The sequence below is a fragment of the Microbacterium sp. zg-B96 genome (assembly GCF_030246865.1).
Taxonomy (GTDB): Bacteria; Actinomycetota; Actinomycetes; order Actinomycetales; family Microbacteriaceae; genus Microbacterium.
Map to the genome: position 1 here is coordinate 430,343 of NZ_CP126738.1, position 17,958 is coordinate 448,300.

A 17,958-nucleotide genomic window follows, 5' to 3' on the forward strand; every position below is an offset into this window, starting at 1 on the left:
TCAGTCCGCGCCGCGGATGCCGGACGTCGAGGCGATGACGTCGCGCATCTTCTTCTCGAGCGCCTCGTAGAACATCGACAGCGGGAACTCGTCATCCAGCACCGCGTCGGTGTAGCCCTTCGGCGGCCCCGCGAGCACCTCGCGCGGCAGTCCCTGCGCCCACACCGATGCCGGGTGCGGCGTCAGCACGCCGCGCACGAGCTCGTAGGCGGCGAGCCAGTGCGCGAGCTTGGGTCGGTCGATCGACTGCCAGTACAGCTCGTCGATCGCCGTGCCCAAGGCCACGACCGCCGCCGGCACGTCGTCCCAGTCGAACGCGAGCGCGGTGTCGGTCCAGTGCAGCACGCCGCGCTGATGCAGCCACGCGAACAGCAGCTGCCCGCCCAGCCCGTCGTAGTTGCGCACGCGGCTGCCGGTGATGGCGAACCGGAAGATCCGGTCGAAGATCACCGCGTACTGCACGAGGCCCGCCTGATCGAGCGTCTCCGCCTCGGCGGCGGAGAGGTGCTCACCGGCATCCACCCGCGCCTGCAGCTCGCGCTGGATCGTGACGCACTCGCGGAACGCCGTCAGGTCGCACCGCAGCTCCTCGAGCGAGTAGAGGAAATACGGCATCCGCTGCTTGATCATGAACGGATCGAACGGCAGGTCGCCGCGCATGTGGGTGCGGTCGTGGATGAGATCCCACATCACGAAGGTCTTCTCCGCCAGCTGCTGATCGTGCAGCAGCCGGGCGGCATCGACCGGAAGGGCGAGCTTGGTGATGTCGGATGCCGCGCGCACGACCCGCCGGTAGCGTGCCGCTTCCCGGTCCTGGAAGATCGCCCCCCACGTGAACGAGGGGATCTCGCGCATCGCGACTGTCTCGGGGAACAGTACCGCCGAGTTGGTGTCGTACCCGGGGGTGAAGTCCACGAGGCGCAGCGAGACGAACAGGCCGTTGGTGTACCGCGTCTCCAGCTCGGCGATGAACTCCGGCCAGATCACCTCCACCAGCACCGCTTCGACGAACCGGCTGCGCGAGCCGTTCTGCGTGTACATCGGGAAGACCACCAGGTGACGGATGCCGTCCACTCGCTGCCGCTGCGGCTGGAACGCCACGAGCGAGGCGAGGAAATCCGGTACCCCGAACCCACCGTCAGCCCACCGCTGGAAGTCGTGCACGGACGCGGCGAGGTACTCGCCGTCGTGCGGGAACAGCGGCGCGAGGGCGCGAATGGCCGCCACGATCGCCTCGACGAGATCGCGCGCGTCGCCGTGATCGGCCGGGTCGGGGATCGAGCCGTCCTGCGCCTGGATCCCCTGCAGCGCCGTGGCGGCATCCTTCAGCGCCAGCCAATGCGACGAGTGCTCGACAGTGCCGGCGTCCTCGACGACCTCGGGTTCGCCGACGATCGCCTTCATAGCACCGGTGTGGGCATGAGTGATGGACATGGGAACCTCCGATCTGCGAGGTCTGGCCGGCGCATCCACGCTCCGGCGGCTGTCAGGTGCGGCCAGCCTATCCGGGTGGTGTCAAGCGTTCTCGCCCGGCCGCTGCAGACAGTAGCCTCGCGATCATGCCCGATGACACAGCGCCCGCACGTCCCGACGGCGAGGGGCTGCTGCTGCTGGCGAACAGTGGTGCCGGTGAGGCGGTGCCGCGCGCCGATCCGCTCCCGGTGATCCGTACCCGCCTGCCGCGGGCGCAGGTGCGGGAGCTCGGGCCCGACGACGACCTGGGCGACGCGGTGGCACAGGCGATGGCCCGCGATGACCGGCCGGGGGCGCTGGGCGTCCTCGGCGGCGACGGGTCGGTGTCGCGCATGGCGCAGCTGGCACGGCAGTACGACGTGCCGCTGCTGGTGGTGCCCGGAGGCACGTTCAATCACTTCGCCCGCTCCGCCGGGCTGGACGACGTGGATGCCGCGCTGGCGGCCTTCACCGCGGGGACGCTTCGCGACGTGGTGGTCGCTGAGGTCGCCGTCGACGGCGCCGAGCCGATCACGGTGCTCAACGCGGTGTCGCTGGGAACGTATCCGCAGTTCCTCGCCGAGCGCACCGAGCGGGCGAATCTCGGCAAGTGGCTGGGCGGGCTGGGCGCGATCCGCAGCGCGCTCCGGGAGGCCCAGCCGGTGCGGGTGAGTCACGCGGGACGCACCGCCACGGTGTGGTCGGTGTTCGTCGGGGTGGGCCGCAACGACCCGCAGCGGCACGCGATGATGCAGCGGCTGTCGCTGGAGGACCCGGTGCTGGACGTGCGGCTGCACCACGCCCGCGGTTCGCGGCTGCGCGCCATGACGACGCTGGCGTTCGGACGGCGCACGCTGCGGGTGCTGCGCGCGCTGCGGATACTGCCGCCGGCGTCGGAGTTCGAGCGTCAGGTCGCAGAACACTGGCGCGTGCGCGTGCTGCCCGGTCGCGCGCCGGCGGTGTACGTGCACGACGGCGAGCTGGAGGAGGCGTCGCCGGCGGGCTTCACCCTCGACGTGCGGGCGGTCCCGGCGGGCCTGCGCATCTACGCACCCTGATCGCCGCGCGCCCGCGGGGCGCCCGCCCGAGCGATCTGCGCCGAAACGAGGGGATCTGCCGAAGCGAGGGCCGGATGCCGGGCAGGCGCCGCATTCGGGCGGATCCCCTCCGCCCGGCAACAGCCCTCGATGAGCGGGCGGCTCAGTCGTGCTGCGGGAAGCCCAGGTTCAGGCCGCCGTGCGATGGGTCCAGCCACCGGCTCGTGACTGCCTTCTCGGCGGTGAAGAAGTCGAACCCGTGCGGCCCGTATGCCTTCGCGTCGCCGAACAGCGACGCCTTCCAGCCGCCGAACGAGTGGTAGGCCACCGGCACCGGGATGGGCACGTTGATGCCGATCATGCCCACCTGCACGTCGCGCTGGAAGCGGCGGGCGGCGCCGCCGTCGTTGGTGAAGATCGCCGTGCCGTTGCCGTACGGGCTGCGGTTGATCACGTCCAGGCCCTCTTCGTACCCGTCCACGCGCACGACCGACAGCACCGGCCCGAAGATCTCGTCGCGGTACGCCGCCGACGATGTCGGCACCCGGTCCAGCAGGGTGGGGCCGAGCCAGAAGCCCGCGGCATCACCGTCGGGATCGACGCCCCGGCCGTCGACGACGACGGTGGCACGGTCGCCGGCGGCGGCATCGATGTACGAGGCGACCTTGTCGCGATGCGCGCCGGTGATGAGCGGCCCCATGTCGCTGCCGCGCAGGCCGTCGCCGGTGCGCAGCGTCGCCATGCGCTCGCGGATCTTGTCCACGAGCTCGTCGGCGACGGTGTCCACGGCCAGCACGACCGAGATGGCCATGCAGCGCTCGCCGGCAGAGCCGAACCCGGCGTTGACGGCGGCGTCGGCAGCGAGGTCGAGGTCGGCATCGGGGAGCACGAGCATGTGGTTCTTCGCCCCGCCCAGCGCCTGCACCCGTTTGCCGTGGCCGGTCGCGGTCTCGTACACGTACTTCGCGATCGGCGTCGACCCGACGAACGAGATCGACCGCACCTGGGGGTGGGCCAGCAGCGCATCGACGGCCTCCTTGTCGCCGTGGACGACGTTGAACACGCCGTCGGGCAGCCCCGCCTCCCGCAGTAGCGCGGCGAGCCAGTTCGCCGCCGACGGGTCCTTCTCGCTGGGCTTGAGCACGACGGCGTTGCCGGCGGCGAGCGCGATGGAGAAGAACCACAGCGGCACCATCGCGGGGAAGTTGAACGGGCTGATGATCCCGACGACCCCGAGCGACTGCCGCAGCGTATACACGTCGACGCCGCTGGAGGCGTTCTCCGAATAGGCGCCCTTGGTGAGGTGCCCCAGCCCGCATGCGAACTCCACCACCTCCATGCCGCGGGCGATCTCGCCGTGCGCGTCGGAGAGCACCTTGCCGTGCTCGGCGGTGAGGATGTGCGCCAGCTCGTCCTTGCGGGCGTGCAGCAGCTCACGGAACGCGAACATCACCGCGGTGCGCTTGGCTATGGACGAGTCGCGCCAGTCCTGCCACGCGTCGGCGGCGACGGTGACGGCCACGTCGACGTCGGCGGCGGTGGCCAGGCGCACTTCTTTCTGCACCGTGCCCAGCGCGGGGTTGTAGACGGGGCCGGTGCGCGTCGACGCGCCCGCCCACGAGGTGCCGCGGACCCAGTGGTCGAGGATGTCGTTCACGTCGTTGTGTCCCTTCCCTCCGGATGCCGCGGGTCGCGGCATCCGTGTCATGAAACCGTCAGAGCAGGGAGCCGAAGACGGTGTCGTAGATGTCGATGGCCTCGGCGACCTCGGCGTCGGTCACGACGCACGGCGGGACGACGTGGATGCGGTTCTCCGCCGTGAACGGCAGCAGGCCCGCGGCGATCAGGCCCTGTTTGAGGGCGCCGATCGTCGCCGCCGGGAGCGGCTCACGCGTGGTGCGGTCGGCGACGAGCTCCAGCGCCCAGAACACCCCTTCGCCGCGCACTTCGCCGATAGCCTCGTGCCGGTCGGCGAGCCCGGCCAGCGCCGGTCCCAGCACGTCCTCGCCGATCCGCCGGGCGTTGTCGACGATGCCCTCGGACGCCATCGCATCGAGCGTGGCGACGATGGATGCCGCGGCCAGCGGATGCCCGGAGTAGGTCAGGCCCCCGGGGAAGACCCGCTCGTCGAACGTCGCGGCGATCTCGTCCGAGATGATGACCCCGCCGACGGGCACGTAGCCGGAATTGACCCCCTTCGCGAAGGCGATGAGGTCGGGGCGGGTGTCGTGCCCCTCGAACGCGAACCACTTGCCGGTGCGGCCGAAGCCCGACATCACCTCATCGAGGATGAGGAGGATGCCGTACCGGTCGCAGATCTCCCGCACCCCGGCGAGGTAGCCGGGCGGCTGCACCAGGATGCCGGCGGTCCCCGGCAGCGACTCCAGCAGGATCGCCGCGATACCCGAAGGGCCCTCGGCCTGCACCACCCGCTCCAGGTGGTGAAGGGCCCGCGCCGACTCTTCTTCCGGCGTCGTCGCCCAGAACTCGGAGCGGTACAGGTAGGGCCCGAAGAAGTGCACGTGGCCGCGCGCGAACTCGTTGGGGATACGACGCCAGTCCCCGGTCGCGACGATCGCCGCCCCGGTGTTGCCGTGGTACGAGCGGTAGCGGGAGAGCACCTTGTCGCGTCCGGTGTGGAGCCTGGCGAGGCGGATCGCGTTCTCGATGGCATCGGCGCCGCCGTTGGTGAAGAACACCTTGCTCATGCCCTCCGGTGCGTGCGCGACGATGCGGGCGGCGGCCTCGCCCCGAGTGAGGTTCGCGGTGGAGGGGGCGATCGTCACCAGCCGGCTCGCCTGCTCGCGGATCGCCTCGATGACGGCCGGATGCTGGTGGCCGATGTTGACGTTGACCATCTGGCTCGAGAAGTCCAGGTAGCTGTGGCCGGAGTGGTCCCAGACACGGCTGCCCTGCCCTCCGGCGACGACGACGGGGGACGGCGCGGCCTGGGCGGACCAGGAGTGGAAGACGTGCGCCCGGTCCAGTGCCAGTGCGCGTTCGTCTCGGGGGTCGGTCATCTCTGCCCTTTCTTGGGTCATCGTTTCGCCGTGATGTGCGGGGAAAGGGCCGGGATGACGGTCTCGCCGTACACCCGCAGCGTCTCTTCCTTGTTGTCGTGCTGCAGGTAGCCGGCGAACTGGGTGACCCCGATCGCGCGCAGCTGCTCGAGCCGGGCGATGTGGTCGCCTGCGGTACCGAGGATGCAGAACCGGTCGATGATCGCGTCGGGAACGAAGTCGACGTGGTCGTTGCCTGCTCTGCCGTGGGTGTTGTAGTCGTAGCCGGCGCGGCCGGAGACGTAGTCGGTGAGCGCTTGGGGCACGTCGCCGTGGTGGCCGTACTTCGCCACGATGTCGGCGACGTGGTTGCCGACCATCCCGCCGAACCAGCGGCACTGGTCTCGCATGTGGGCGGCGTCGTCGCCGATGTACATGGGCGCGGCGACGCAGAAGGCGATCGATTCGGGGTCGCGGCCGGCCGCCGCGGCGGCATCCTTGACCGTCTTGATCATCCACGCGGCGATGTCCACGTCCGCCAGCTGCAGGATGAAGCCGTCGCCGACCTCGCCGGCGAGCTTGAGCGCGAGGGGACCGTACGCGGCGACCCAGACGTCCAGGCGCGACCCGCGGCTCCACGGGAACTGCAGCGTGGCGCCGTGGTACTGCACCGGCCGGGAGTTGGCCAGCTCCCGGATGACGTGAATCGATTCGCGCAGCTCGGCGATCGAGACCGGTTTGCCGTTCGTGACCCGCACCGCGGAGTCGCCGCGGCCGATGCCGCAGATGGTGCGGTTGCCGTACATCTCGTTGAGGGTGGCGAACACCGATGCCGTGACGGTCCAGTCGCGCGTGGCGGGGTTCGTGACGAACGGGCCGACCGTCACCCGGTGGGTGGCGGCGAGGATCGCGGAGTGGATCACGTACGGCTCTTCCCACAGCAGATGCGAGTCGAACGTCCAGACGTGACTGAAGCCGTGCGCTTCGGCGAGCTGGGCCAGCTGCACCGTGCGGGCGGCGGGCGGGTTGGTCTGCAGGACGACACCGAAGTCCATGGCGCTCCCTAGCTGAGGTACTGGCTCAGGCCGCGGCGCACGAACCGGCCGTCGCCTTTGGTGCCGAGGTAGCGGCCGTCGTCGACGATGACCTTGCCGCGGGACAGCACGGTGTCCACGTGCCCGTCGACCTCGAACCCCTCCCACGCGGAGTAATCCATGTTCATGTGGTGGGTCTTGCCGTACCCGATGGAGGTGTGCCCGTTCGGGTCGTAGATCACGATGTCGCCGTCGGCGCCGGGCTGGATGACGCCTTTCCTGCCGTACATGCCGAACATGCGGGCCGGCGTCGTGGAGGTCAGCTCCACCCACCGCTCGAGCGTGAGCTTGCCCGTCACGACGCCCTGGTACATCAGATCCATGCGGTGCTCGATGGAGCCGATGCCGTTGGGGATCGCCCGGAAGTCGTCCCGGCCCAGCTCCTTCTGCCCCTTCATGCAGAACGGGCAGTGATCGGTGGAGACCATCTGCAGGTCGTTGGTGCGCAGCGCCTGCCACATGTGGTCCTGATGTCCCTCGGCCCGCGAGCGCAGCGGCGTGGAGCACACCCACTTGGCGCCCTCGAACTGGCCCCACTCCCGGCTGAACGCGCCCAGCTGCTCCTCCAGCGACAGGTACAGGTACTGCGGGCAGGTCTCGCCGAAGACGTTCCAGCCCTGATCGCGCGCCCACGCGAGCTGCTGCACGGCCTGCTTGGCCGACACGTGCACGACGTACAGCGGGGCGCCGGTGACGTTCGCCAGCATGATCGCGCGGTGTGTGGCCTCCTCCTCCAGCTGCCACGCACGGGCGATGCCGTGGTAGTACGGCGCCTTCTTGCCGGCATCCGCCAGCTGCGCCGCCAGCACATCGATCGCCGGGCCGTTCTCGGCGTGCATCATCGTGAGCATCCCGGTGGCGGCGGAGCTCTGCATGGCCTGCAGCACCTGGCCGTCGTCGGAGTAGAACACCCCCGGGTAGGCCATGAACAGCTTGAAGCTCGTGATGCCTTCGTCCACGAGCTTCGGCAGGGCGATGAGGGACTGCTCGTCCACCCCGCCGATGATCTGGTGGAAGCCGTAGTCGATCGCGCACTGCCCGTCGGCCAGCTCATGCCAATGCGCCAGTCCGTCCTCGACGCGCTCGCCGGTGCGCTGCACGGCGAAGTCGACGATCGTCGTCGTCCCGCCCCACGCTGCGGCGCGGGTGCCGGTCTCGAAGGTGTCGCTGGCGGCGGTGCCGCCGAACGGCAGCTGCATGTGCGTATGAGCGTCGATTCCGCCGGGGATGACGTACTTGCCGGTGGCGTCGATGACGGTGTCGACGGATGCCGCGATGTCGGTGCCGAGCAGGGCCGAACCGGGCGCGAGCACCGCGACGATGGTCTCGCCGTCGATGAGCACGTCGGCGGAAGCCCGGCCGGTGGCCGAGACGACGGTGCCACCGCGGATCAGGGTGGTGGCCATGATCACGGCGCCGTGAGGTCGGCGTAGGTGTCGGGGCGGCGGTCCCGGTAGAACTGCCAGTCGTCGCGCATGGCCTGCACCAGGTCCAGGTCGAGGTCGCGCACCAGGATCTCCTCTCGATCGGCGGACCCGAGCGCCCCGACGTAGTTGCCCCGGGGGTCGACGACCTGGCTGGTGCCGTAGAAGGTCACCGCCTCCTCGCCGTACTCGTTGTCCTCCCGCCCCACCCGGTTGGGTGCGAGCACGAAGTAGCCGTTGGCGACGGCCGCCGCCGGCTGCTCGATCTCCCACAGCCGGTTGGACAGGCCGGGTTTGGTGGCGTTCGGGTTGAAGACCATGTGCGCGCCGTTCAGGCCCAGCGCCCGCCACCCCTCGGGGAAGTGCCGGTCGTAGCAGATGTACATCCCGATGCGCCCGACGGCGGTCTCGAAGACCGGATAGCCGAGGTTGCCCGGGCGGAAGTAGAACTTCTCCCAGAACTTCTCCACGTGCGGGATGTGGTTCTTGCGGTATTTGCCGAGCACCGTGCCGTCGGCATCCACGAGAACGGAGGTGTTGAAGTACACCCCGGTCTGCTGCTCCTCGTAGATGGGCAGCACCGTGACCACCCCCAGTTCTTTCGCCAGCGCGGCGAACCGCTGCACGACGGGACCGTCGGCCGGTTCGGCGTAGCGGTAGTACTTCTTGTCCTGGGTGATGCCGAAGTAGGGACCGTAGAACAGCTCCTGGAAGCAGAGCACCTGCGCCCCCTGCGCCGCGGCATCCCGTGCGAACTGCTCATGCTTGTCGAGCATCGAAGCCTTGTCGCCCGTCCACGTGGTCTGCGTGATCGCTGCGCGTACCGTCGTCATCGTCGCCTCCATGGCTGTTGTGACGTGAGCGTAAGTGCTGGTCCCCGAATGCGGTAGAGGTGATTTTCCCGGGGCGGATACATCTCACGGCGGATGCCGCGGCATCCACCGGTCCCGTAGCGTCGAGGGGTGTTCCGCGAGTTGAAGCCCTACCAGATCGTCGTCGACGTCGTCGTGGCGGTCCTGTTCGCGATGGTCGCGCTGCCCGCGGAGATGGTCGCCGGCCAGAATTCCAGCTTCGGGTACAACGATCTCTCCGCGGCGCTGGTGGTGCTGGCGATGACGTCGGCCCTGGCGGTGCGGCGCTTCTCGCCCCCGCTGGCACTGGGCCTGGCCTGGTCCGGCGCCATCGTGCAGATGGCGTTCACGCGCGGTCCCGGCTTCGCCGACGTCGCGATCTTCGCGGTGCTGTATGCCACCGCCGCGTACGGCACCCGGCGGGTGTTCTGGGCGGGCTTCGCCTCGGTCATCGTCGGCGCCGTCGTGATCGCGTGGTACCTCATCCTGCCCGCGGCGGACTTCGCCGGCGCCATCAGCACGGGAGTCGCGGTGCTGATCGCCGCGCTGTTCGGGCTGGGACTGTCGTGGACGACCGGTGCCCTCGTGCGCACCGCCATCCGCGCCCGCGAGAACCGCAAGGCTCAGGTGGCCGCCGAGGCGGAGACGGTCACGGAGCAGGAGCGGGTGCGCATCGCCCGCGACATGCACGACGTCGTGGCGCATTCGCTCGCGGTCGTGATCGCCCAGGCCGACGGCGCCCGGTATGCCGCGGCGGCGAACCCGCAGGCGGCGACGACCGCGCTGGGCACCATCTCCACGACCGCGCGGTCGGCGCTGTCGGACGTGCGACTGCTGCTGACGCAGCTGCGCCACAGCCAGGGTGAGGGGCCGCAGCCCACGATCGCCGACCTCGAGGAGCTGTACGCGCAGGTGCGCGCCGCGGGCGTCGACCTGCGGGTCACGGTGCATCCGATGCCGCCGGGCGAGCCGCCGGCAGCCGTGCAACTGGCGGTGTACCGCATCCTGCAGGAGGCGCTCACCAACGCGATGCGCCACGGCGGCCGCGGTCCCGTGCAGGTGTGGCTGGCGTGGCATCCCGGCCGGGTGACGCTGTCGGTCGGAAATCCACTGCCCGAGGGCGCCTCGCCGTCGGAGAGCGCCGGGCGAGGGCATGGCCTCATCGGCATGCGCGAGCGCGCGCAGCTCGTCGGCGGGCACTTGGATGCCACGGCGGAAGGGCGCGCCTTCGTCGTGCGGGCGACCCTCCCGATCGGGGCGGCAGCATGAGCGCCGGGGTGATCCGCGTGGTCCTGGTGGACGACCAGGCGCTGTTCCGCGCCGGCATCCGCATGCTGGTCGACTCCCAGCCGGACCTGCAGGTCGTGGGTGAGGCCTCCGACGGCCGGGAGGCGCTCGCTGTCGTCCGCAGCACCCGGCCGGACATCGTGCTGATGGACATCCGGATGCCGGTGATGGACGGCCTCACCGCGACCGCCGAGCTGCTGGCCGACCCGGTGCTTGACGGCGCCGCCCCGCGCATCGTCATGCTCACCACGTTCGACCTTGACGAGGCCGCCGCCCGCGCGATTCGGCAGGGGGCCAGCGGATTCCTGCTGAAGGATGCCGAGCCGGAATTCTTGCTCGGCGCGATCCGTACGGTGCACGCCGGCTCCGCCGTCATCGCGGCGGCGGCCACCCGCGCCCTGTTCACCCAGTTCGCCGAGCCCGCCCGCCCCGTGCCGCCGCAGTTCGGCGCGCTCACCGACCGGGAGCGGGAGATCTTCGCGCTCGCCGCGCGGGGGCTCAGCAACGCCGAGATCGCGGCGCGGGAGTTCCTCTCCGAGGCGACGGTGAAGACGCACATCAGCCGCATCCTGGCCAAGCTGGGCCTGCGCGATCGGGTGCAACTGGTCGTGTTCGCCTTCCAACACGGCCTGGTCTGACCCGCGGGCACGCCGCGGAGATCATCCTTGCGATGTAGGCGGATGCCACTGCGGGCCGATGCGGCCGCGGGGGAGCGATCCGTAGCTTCGGTGGCATGCAGATCACGACCACCGAGTTGGGGCTCGCCGCCCGCGTGCAGCACCTCACCAAGACCTTCGGCGTCGGGGGCAACGCCGTGCGCGCCCTCGACGACGTGACCGTCGGCATCCGCCGCGGCGAGTTCACCGCGATCATGGGGCCTTCCGGATCGGGAAAGTCCACCCTGATGCACGTCATGGCGGGACTGGATGCCGCCACGAGCGGCCGTGCCTGGATCGGCGACACCGAGATCACCGGGCTGTCCGACCTCGAGCTGACGCTCTTGCGTCGCCGCCGCGTCGGGTTCGTCTTCCAGGGGTTCAACCTCGTGCCGACGCTGGACGCGATCGGCAACATCCTGCTGCCGTTCGATCTGGACGGCCGTCGTCCCAGCGCGATCGAGCGCGCCCGCGTCGACGGGCTCATCGAGACGCTCGGGCTCGGCGCCCGGCTCGGGCACCGCCCGCACGAACTCTCCGGCGGACAGCAGCAGCGCGTCGCGATCGCCCGGGCGCTGGCTACCGGCCCCGACCTGGTGTTCGCCGACGAGCCGACGGGCAACCTCGATTCCCGCAGCGGCCGGGAGGTGCTGAGCCTGCTGGCGTCGGCATCCCGCGACCGGGGGCAGTCGATCGCGATGGTCACGCACGATCCGGTGGCCGCCGCCCACGCCGACCGGGTGATCTACCTCGCCGACGGCCGCGTCGTCGCCGACAAGCCGCGCCAGAGCGCCGAGGAGATCTCGGCGTTCATGCTCGACGCTGAGATCGGTGCGGCGTTGGGTGGCACCGCGCTGGACAGCGACGGGGTGCGGGCATGACCGCCGTCGTCGCCGGTACCGCGGTCGCCGGCGGTGCGGGGCCGCGGGGCGCGGCATCCACTCGCCTGGCGTGGCTGCGCGAACGGGGGATGGGGGCGACCGTGCTGGTGTCGGCGATCTCCGCCGCGTTCGGGGTGGTGCTGTTGACGGCGACCGGGTACCTCGCGGCGGTGCTGCACGCGGATCCGTTCTACGGCGGCAGCGAGACCCTCACGCTGGTCGTGGGGATCCTCAGCATCGTGCTGGTGGCCGTGTCCGTGTACGTCGGCGCGCTGGTCACCGCCAACACGTTCGCGACGATCGTCGCGGGGCGCACCCGGCAGATCGCCCTGCTGCGGCTGATCGGGGCATCGGCGTCGTCGCAGCGCGCGCAGGTGGCGGGGCAGGGGCTCGCCGTCGGCGGGATCGGGGCGTTCCTGGGCCTGGTGGGCGGCACGGTCGCGTGCGTCGTCGCGATGCCGGCGCTCGATCGTCTCAGCGGGGTCGACACCGGGTACGTCGTGGCGGGCCCCCCGCTGCTCGTGCCGGCGATCGCCGTCGCGCTGACGACGTGGGCGGCGGCCTGGGCCGGGTCCCGGCGGGTGCTGGCGGTGACGCCGCTGCAGGCGCTGGGAGGGTCGGTGGAGGCCACGCGCGAGCAACTCGCCCACCGACCGCAGCGCAACCGCTGGGCGCTGGCGCTGCTCGGGCTCGGGGTGCTGCTGCTGGCCGGGGGGATCCTGGTGGGGCTCATCACCCCGCTGGGTGTCGTGGTCGCGTTCTTCGGCGGACTGTTCTCGTTCACCGGACTGACCCTCGCCGCGCCCGTGGTCATGCCGCCGCTGCTACGGCTGACCGGACGCGCGTTCGGCGGATCAGCCCCGGCGCGGCTGGCCGCCGAGAATGCGCTGCGCTACCCGGAGCGCTCCAGCCGCATGGCGATGGGGGTCGTCATGGGAGTCGCGCTGGTGACGATGTTCGCCGTTGCGACGGAGTCGGTGAAGGCGCTGCTGGCGCGGTCCTCCGGCGGGGAGGTGCATGCGAGCATCTCGCAGACACTTGACTCGTTCGCCGCGGTCATGATGGTGCTCGTCGGTGTGAGCGCCGTGATCGCCGCGGTGGGACTGGTCAACCTGCTGACGATCGGGGTGGTGCAGCGGCGCCGGGAACTCGGGCTGCTGCGCGCGCTGGGATCTACCGGCAGGCAGGTGCGGCTCATGGTGCTGCTGGAGGCGGTGCACGTGACGGTGACGGCGCTCGCGTTCGGCCTGGGGCTCGGGGTGCTGTACGGCTGGGCGGCGGCGCAGTCGCAGCTGGGCTCGGTGCAGACCCCGCCCGACTGGATCTCGCCGACCTTCGTCGCACCAGCGGTGCCGTGGCTCGCGGTGGTCGTGGTGGTCGTCGCGACGACCGTGCTCACGCTCGTGGCCGCCGTGGTGCCCACCCGGCTCGCGACCCGGGTGACCCCCGTCGCCGCCCTCGCCGAGTAGGCCCCGGGTCAGGGCACGGGCGCGGCGGGCGGCTCGGGGTCGAACGCCCACGTGCGGGCGAGGGTGCGCAGCCGTGTGGCCCGCCACTGCCACACGCCCCACAGCACCGGCCACAGCGCCGGGGCCGCGGCGCCGCCGATCACGAGCCGCTCTCGCCACAGCGTGCGGCCGGGGTCGCCGGGCGCGGGCGAGACCGCCATCTGGTGATCCCACACGTCCAGGGCCGCCAGCGGCCCGGTCAGCGGGATGCCGCTGTCGCGCATCACCCGTACCTCGCCTTCGGACGACTCCACGCGGCGGTCGCTCACATGGATGAGCTGCTGCCCCAGCTGCACACCGGCGGTGCGCAGCCGCACCGGGATGTCCGCTCCGGACTCCAGCCGGGTCGGCAGCCCGGCGGCATCCATCGGGGCCATCTCCACCAGCGGACCGTACAGCTCGGCGACGGCACGGGGGGAGTGCAGGGCGCGCCACGCGGCATCCGCGTCGCAATCCAGAACCAACTTCAGCAGAATCCGCATGCGAGCAGTCTCGCATCCGGTAGCTTGGGAGCGCTCCCACGTCGCGCTCACCCCCGAGGACACTGATGACCACGAACCCCGCCACCGAGACCGGGGACCGCTCGCACGTGCGCCCACCCGTCGAGTCGGTCGCGCAGATCTCCGCGCTGCTGCTGGACACCGACCCGACGCTGGACCCGGCACTGGCCCGCACGGCGCGGCAGGCCGCGGCCGAGGGTGCGGTGCTGCTGCGCAACGACGGCACCCTGCCGCTGGGCACCGACGCCGGCGTCGCGGTGTTCGGGCGCGTGCAGATCGACTGGTTCGCCGTCGGCTACGGCTCCGGCGGCGACGTGAAGGTCCCCTACGTCTGGAACCTGCTGGCGGGTCTCCGCGACGCGGGCGTGCAGGTCGACGAGGAAGTCGCCCAGGTGTACACGACGTGGACGGCCGAGAACCGCCCGTCATACGAGGGCACGTGGGGGCAGTGGCCGCACCACTTCCCGGAGATGCCGATCGACCCGGCCCTCGTCACGGCCGCCGCCACCCGCGCCGAGACCGCCGTCGTGGTCATCGGCCGCGCCGCCGGCGAAGCGCGCGAGAGCGTGCTGGAGCCGGGCAGCTTCTACCTCACCGACGACGAGCGGATGCTGCTCGACCACGTCACCACCGCCTTCGCGCGCACCGTCGTGGTGCTTGACGCCGGCAACGTCATGGACCTGTCGTGGCTGGGCGACTACGGCGACCGCATCGGCGCCGTGCTCTACGCCTGGCAGGGCGGCATGGAGGGCGCCCGCGCTGTGGCTGCGGTGCTCGCCGGCGAGATCGCCCCCAGCGGCAAGCTCACCGACACGATCGCGCACACCTATTCCGATTACCCGAGCGCCGCCAACTTCGGCCACTCCGATTTCAACGTCTACGCCGAGGACGTCTTCGTCGGCTACCGCTACTTCGAGACCTTCGCGCCCGACCGGGTGCAATTCCCCTTCGGCTTCGGACTCGGGTACGCCGCCTTCGCGTTGACGGTGATCGAAGCGACGGCGGAAGCGACGACGGATGCCGGGCTCGTGCGCGTCACCGTCGAGGTGCGCAACACCGACGCCGCGCACAGCGGCAAGGAGACGGTGCAGGCGTACCTCGCCGCGCCCGACGGCCGCCTCGGCAAGCCCGCCCGCGCTCTCGCCGCGTTCGCGAAGACGGGCCTGCTCGCACCGGGTGAATCCGAGCGGCTGACCCTGGAGTTCCGCCTCGCCGACCTCGCGTCCTACGACGATTCCGGTGTCACCGGGCACCGCAGCGCCTTCGTGCTCGAGCCCGGGGACTACGCCGTCCTGGTGGGCACCGACGTGCGCTCGGCATCCGTCGCGCTGACCGTGCCCGTCGCCGAGTTGCAGGTCGTCCGCCAGGTCGCCGAGGCCGCCGCCGCCCGCACGCCGTTCCAGCGGATGACGCTGGCCCGGGACGACTCCGGCGCCGCCGTCGTGGCGTGGGAGGACGTGCCGCTGGCCACCGTCGACCGCCGCGAACGCATCCTGTCGGCGCTGCCGGCCGAGATCCCGGCGACCGGCGACCGGGGGATCACCCTGGATGCCGTCGCTGCCGGCCGCGCGACGCTGGACGGCTTCATCGCGCAGCTGTCGGCGGAGGAGCTGTCACTGCTGGCCCGCGGCGACGTCACGATGCACAGCCCGCTGGGCGCACCGGGCAACGCCGGGGTGCTCGGTGGCGTCGCGGAGTCACTCCGCGCCAAGGGCGTCCCGCCGATCACCACGACCGACGGTCCCAGCGGCCTGCGACTGTCGGCATACGCCTCGCTGCTGCCGTCGGGCACGGCCCTCGCGTCGACGTGGAACCCCGCCCTCGTGCGGGAACTGGCGGCCCTGCACGGCCAGGAGATGCTGCGCAAGGGGTCGGACGTGCTGCTCAGCCCCGGCATGAACATCCACCGCGATCCGCTCTGCGGCCGCAACTTCGAATACTTCTCGGAGGACCCGCTCGTCACCGGGCGCTTCGGCGCCGCGATCGTGCAGGGCGTGCAGTCGGCGGGGGTGTCGGCGTGTCCCAAGCACTTCGCCGCGAACAACCAGGAGACCAACCGCACCCGCAATGACTCCCGCGTCTCGGAGCGGGCGCTGCGGGAGATCTACCTGCGCGGCTTCGAGCTGTGCGTCGCCGAGGCGCAGCCGCGCACGATCATGACCTCCTACAACCAGATCAACGGCGTGTGGGCGCATTACCACTACGACCTCGTGACGGCGATCCTCCGCGAGGAGTGGGGCTACACCGGTTGCGTCATCACCGACTGGTGGATGGAGGATGCCGCCGACCCCGATTTCCCCGACCTCACCGACAACGCCTACCGCGTGCGCGCCCAGGTCGACGTGCTCATGCCCGGCGGGGTCAAGACCTCCCAGGGCCCGCAGGCCTGCGCCGACGAGACGATCCTGCAGTCGCTGGCCCGTCCCGACGGGATCACGATCGCCGAGCTGCAGCGCGGCGCGCGCAACGTCCTCAGCCTGGCGCTGGCCCTCGCGCCCGTGCTGGCCCGCCGCACCGACGCGTAGCCTGGGAGGATGCCCCACCCGTTCGACCAGTCCCGGTACCAGGTGCGCTTCGAGCGCGGCGCGGAAGGGCTCGATCGCCTCGCGCCGGCCGACGTCGTCGTGGTGGTCGATGTGCTGCGGTTCTCCACGACGGTGACGGATGCCACCGCATCCGGGGCCTCGTTCGCACTCGACGACGCGGCGCACGCGGTGTCGATCAACGGCGCGGCGGTGGCAGCGCACGCGGCGGCATCCGGGGCGGTCGTGCTGCTCGGGTGCCTGCGCAACGCGGCGGCCGTGGCCGACGCGATCCTCGCCGAGCAGCACCGTCGCGCCGCGCGCACGAGCATCGCCGTCATCTCGGCGGGGGAGCTGGACTCGCGTGGGGACGGCGCCGGACTTCGGGTGGCTGTGGAGGACGACCTGGGAGCCGGCGCGGTCATCGACGCGCTGGCCGACCGCGGCATCGACCACACGTCTCCCGAAGCCGCCGCGGTGTGCGAGGCGCTGCGGGGGCTCCGTCCCGCGGTGCGGCACCTGCTCACCGCCGCCGGGTCGGGGCAGGAGCTGCTGGAGCGGGGCCTGGCCGAGGAAGTGCGCGCGGCCGCCGAGATCGACGCCACCGACGCTGTGCCGGTGCTACGCGATGGGGTCTTCGAGCGGTACTGAGCCCGGGCGTGTGCTCCGCCCCCCGGTGCGTCAGCGCGGCCGGGTCAGCGCGGCAGCTGCGCGGCCAGCCGGGTCGCCGGGGTGATCTCGCGGCGCTGCCACTGGAACAGGAACCTGGTGTCGAACGTCGGCGCGCACCGGGCACACGACACGGCGCGTGTGACGCGTCGATGCCGGTAGGCCACGTGCCCCGCAGGGCAGCGGCCGACCCACGGCGCCAGCTCGTTCGCCGGCTCGCCGTGGTGGGTCACCCCGCCGGTGTAGCCGATCCCCTGCGCGGTGCGACGCCACGTCGGGCCGTGGCCCGCCCGCGCGCCGGCCAGTGCGTGCGCCACTTCGTGCAGCAGCGTCTGCCGATTGGCCTCGTCGTCGTCGCGGGCGGAGAGGTAGCGCGAGACGCTGATGCGTTTATCGCGGTAATTGCACAGCCCCGCTCGTCGCTTGGCGTGGTCGAAGGCGAACGACCACGAGTCATCGAGGTGGGCGGCGATGAGTTCCTGCGCCATCCGGCGCACGTCTTGCGGTTCGGACATGACCGGAGACTAGAACAAACCTACGACACTCAGACTGCGACGGATGTGCGACCGCGGCGACGCTCTGCGGCATCGATCGCCAGCAGCGCCGATTCCAGCTGGTCGTCCGGCGCCCCGGCCTCCTGGCGCAGGAACAGCGACCTCTTGAAGTCCGCGCGCGCCGAGACGAAGTCGCCCGTGTCGTAGTGCACCTTGCCGCGGTGCTGGTAGGCGAACGCTCCTACCCCCGCCCAGCCCTGGCCGTCGGCCTCTTCCGCGCAGGTCGTCAGTTCCTGCTCGGCGGCGGCGTAGGCGCCGCGGAACTGCATGATCGTGGCGTGCAGCACGCGGGCGCGCAGCAGGTCCTTGCGGGTGCCGGCCATGCGCGCGAGGCGCACCGACTGCTCCGAGATCATCAGGGCGTCATCCAGCCGGCCGAGTACCTTCAGCAGCCACACGCGCTCCAGCAGAGCCGCCAGGCTCCGCTGCTCGCCGATCTCGTCGAGACGCTCCTGGCAGCGCTCCAGATCCACCTGCTCGCGCAGGGTATCCGGGTCATACCCGAGGATGTAGCTCACGATCGA

16 protein-coding genes are annotated in these 17,958 nt (G+C 71.2%); 7 read left to right on the forward strand and 9 right to left on the reverse strand.

What is annotated here, in order from left to right; genetic code table 11:
• Positions 1–1,434, reverse strand: a complete 1,434-nt coding sequence (locus QNO11_RS01900; protein ID WP_257509039.1) for a DUF6421 family protein — start codon at positions 1,432–1,434, stop codon at positions 1–3.
• Positions 1,435–1,559: 125 nt separating this feature from the next.
• Between QNO11_RS01900 and QNO11_RS01905 the strand changes: the two genes are divergently transcribed.
• On the forward strand, positions 1,560–2,510 hold the full coding sequence (locus QNO11_RS01905) for a diacylglycerol/lipid kinase family protein (RefSeq protein WP_257509040.1): 951 nt from the start codon (positions 1,560–1,562) through the stop codon (positions 2,508–2,510).
• Between the two features lie 142 nt (positions 2,511–2,652).
• Here the strand turns inward: QNO11_RS01905 and QNO11_RS01910 are convergent, their stop codons facing one another.
• From QNO11_RS01910 to QNO11_RS01930, 5 genes are read right to left on the reverse strand one after another with little or no spacing between them, the layout of a single operon-like run.
• A complete protein-coding gene (locus tag QNO11_RS01910) occupies positions 2,653–4,188 on the reverse strand; it encodes a CoA-acylating methylmalonate-semialdehyde dehydrogenase (protein WP_257509041.1) in 1,536 nt (511 codons plus the stop codon).
• 16 nt (positions 4,189–4,204) lie between these two features.
• Positions 4,205–5,509 carry an aspartate aminotransferase family protein gene (locus QNO11_RS01915; protein WP_257509042.1) on the reverse strand — a complete coding sequence of 435 codons (1,305 nt, stop codon included), beginning with the start codon at positions 5,507–5,509 and terminating at the stop codon, positions 4,205–4,207.
• 17 nt (positions 5,510–5,526) lie between these two features.
• Entirely contained in the window at positions 5,527–6,543 is a 1,017-nt protein-coding gene (locus QNO11_RS01920) for a TIGR03842 family LLM class F420-dependent oxidoreductase (RefSeq protein WP_257509043.1), read from the reverse strand.
• 8 nt (positions 6,544–6,551) lie between these two features.
• Entirely contained in the window at positions 6,552–7,988 is a 1,437-nt protein-coding gene (hydA, locus tag QNO11_RS01925; RefSeq protein WP_257509044.1) for a dihydropyrimidinase, read from the reverse strand.
• Positions 7,989–7,990: 2 nt separating this feature from the next.
• A complete protein-coding gene (locus tag QNO11_RS01930) occupies positions 7,991–8,839 on the reverse strand; it encodes a nitrilase-related carbon-nitrogen hydrolase (RefSeq protein WP_257509045.1) in 849 nt (282 codons plus the stop codon).
• Positions 8,840–8,968: 129 nt separating this feature from the next.
• Here QNO11_RS01930 and QNO11_RS01935 point away from each other — a divergent pair, with 129 nt between their 5' ends.
• The 4 genes from QNO11_RS01935 to QNO11_RS01950 all read left to right on the forward strand — a co-directional run bounded on the left by QNO11_RS01935 (position 8,969) and on the right by QNO11_RS01950 (position 13,150).
• On the forward strand, positions 8,969–10,126 hold the full coding sequence (locus tag QNO11_RS01935; protein ID WP_257509046.1) for a histidine kinase: 1,158 nt from the start codon (positions 8,969–8,971) through the stop codon (positions 10,124–10,126).
• Positions 10,123–10,782, forward strand: coding sequence for a response regulator (locus QNO11_RS01940; RefSeq protein WP_257509047.1), 660 nt, complete (start codon positions 10,123–10,125; stop codon positions 10,780–10,782). The genes QNO11_RS01935 and QNO11_RS01940 overlap by 4 nt, the downstream gene beginning before the upstream one ends.
• A 95-nt stretch (positions 10,783–10,877) precedes the next feature.
• Positions 10,878–11,681: an ABC transporter ATP-binding protein gene (locus QNO11_RS01945; RefSeq protein ID WP_257509048.1), complete on the forward strand. Its 804-nt coding sequence runs from the start codon at positions 10,878–10,880 to the stop codon at positions 11,679–11,681.
• On the forward strand, positions 11,678–13,150 hold the full coding sequence (locus QNO11_RS01950) for an ABC transporter permease (RefSeq protein WP_257509049.1): 1,473 nt from the start codon (positions 11,678–11,680) through the stop codon (positions 13,148–13,150). The genes QNO11_RS01945 and QNO11_RS01950 overlap by 4 nt, the downstream gene beginning before the upstream one ends.
• A gap of 8 nt (positions 13,151–13,158) precedes the next feature.
• Here the strand turns inward: QNO11_RS01950 and QNO11_RS01955 are convergent, their stop codons facing one another.
• On the reverse strand, positions 13,159–13,671 hold the full coding sequence (locus QNO11_RS01955) for a hypothetical protein (protein ID WP_257509050.1): 513 nt from the start codon (positions 13,669–13,671) through the stop codon (positions 13,159–13,161).
• 65 nt (positions 13,672–13,736) lie between these two features.
• Here QNO11_RS01955 and QNO11_RS01960 point away from each other — a divergent pair, with 65 nt between their 5' ends.
• Together QNO11_RS01960 and QNO11_RS01965 are read left to right on the forward strand one after the other, a co-directional pair.
• Positions 13,737–16,214: a glycoside hydrolase family 3 protein gene (locus QNO11_RS01960; RefSeq protein WP_257509051.1), complete on the forward strand. Its 2,478-nt coding sequence runs from the start codon at positions 13,737–13,739 to the stop codon at positions 16,212–16,214.
• Positions 16,215–16,223: 9 nt separating this feature from the next.
• Positions 16,224–16,862 (forward strand): 2-phosphosulfolactate phosphatase, encoded by a 639-nt coding sequence (locus QNO11_RS01965; RefSeq protein ID WP_257509052.1) that lies wholly within the window; start codon positions 16,224–16,226, stop codon positions 16,860–16,862.
• Between the two features lie 44 nt (positions 16,863–16,906).
• On the opposite strand, the gene QNO11_RS01970 is transcribed toward QNO11_RS01965, so the two are convergent.
• Together QNO11_RS01970 and QNO11_RS01975 are read right to left on the reverse strand one after the other, a co-directional pair.
• On the reverse strand, positions 16,907–17,395 hold the full coding sequence (locus tag QNO11_RS01970) for a SprT-like domain-containing protein (protein ID WP_257509053.1): 489 nt from the start codon (positions 17,393–17,395) through the stop codon (positions 16,907–16,909).
• Between the two features lie 29 nt (positions 17,396–17,424).
• A complete protein-coding gene (locus QNO11_RS01975) occupies positions 17,425–17,952 on the reverse strand; it encodes a hypothetical protein (RefSeq protein WP_257509054.1) in 528 nt (175 codons plus the stop codon).
• Between the last annotated feature and the right edge of the window lie 6 nt (positions 17,953–17,958).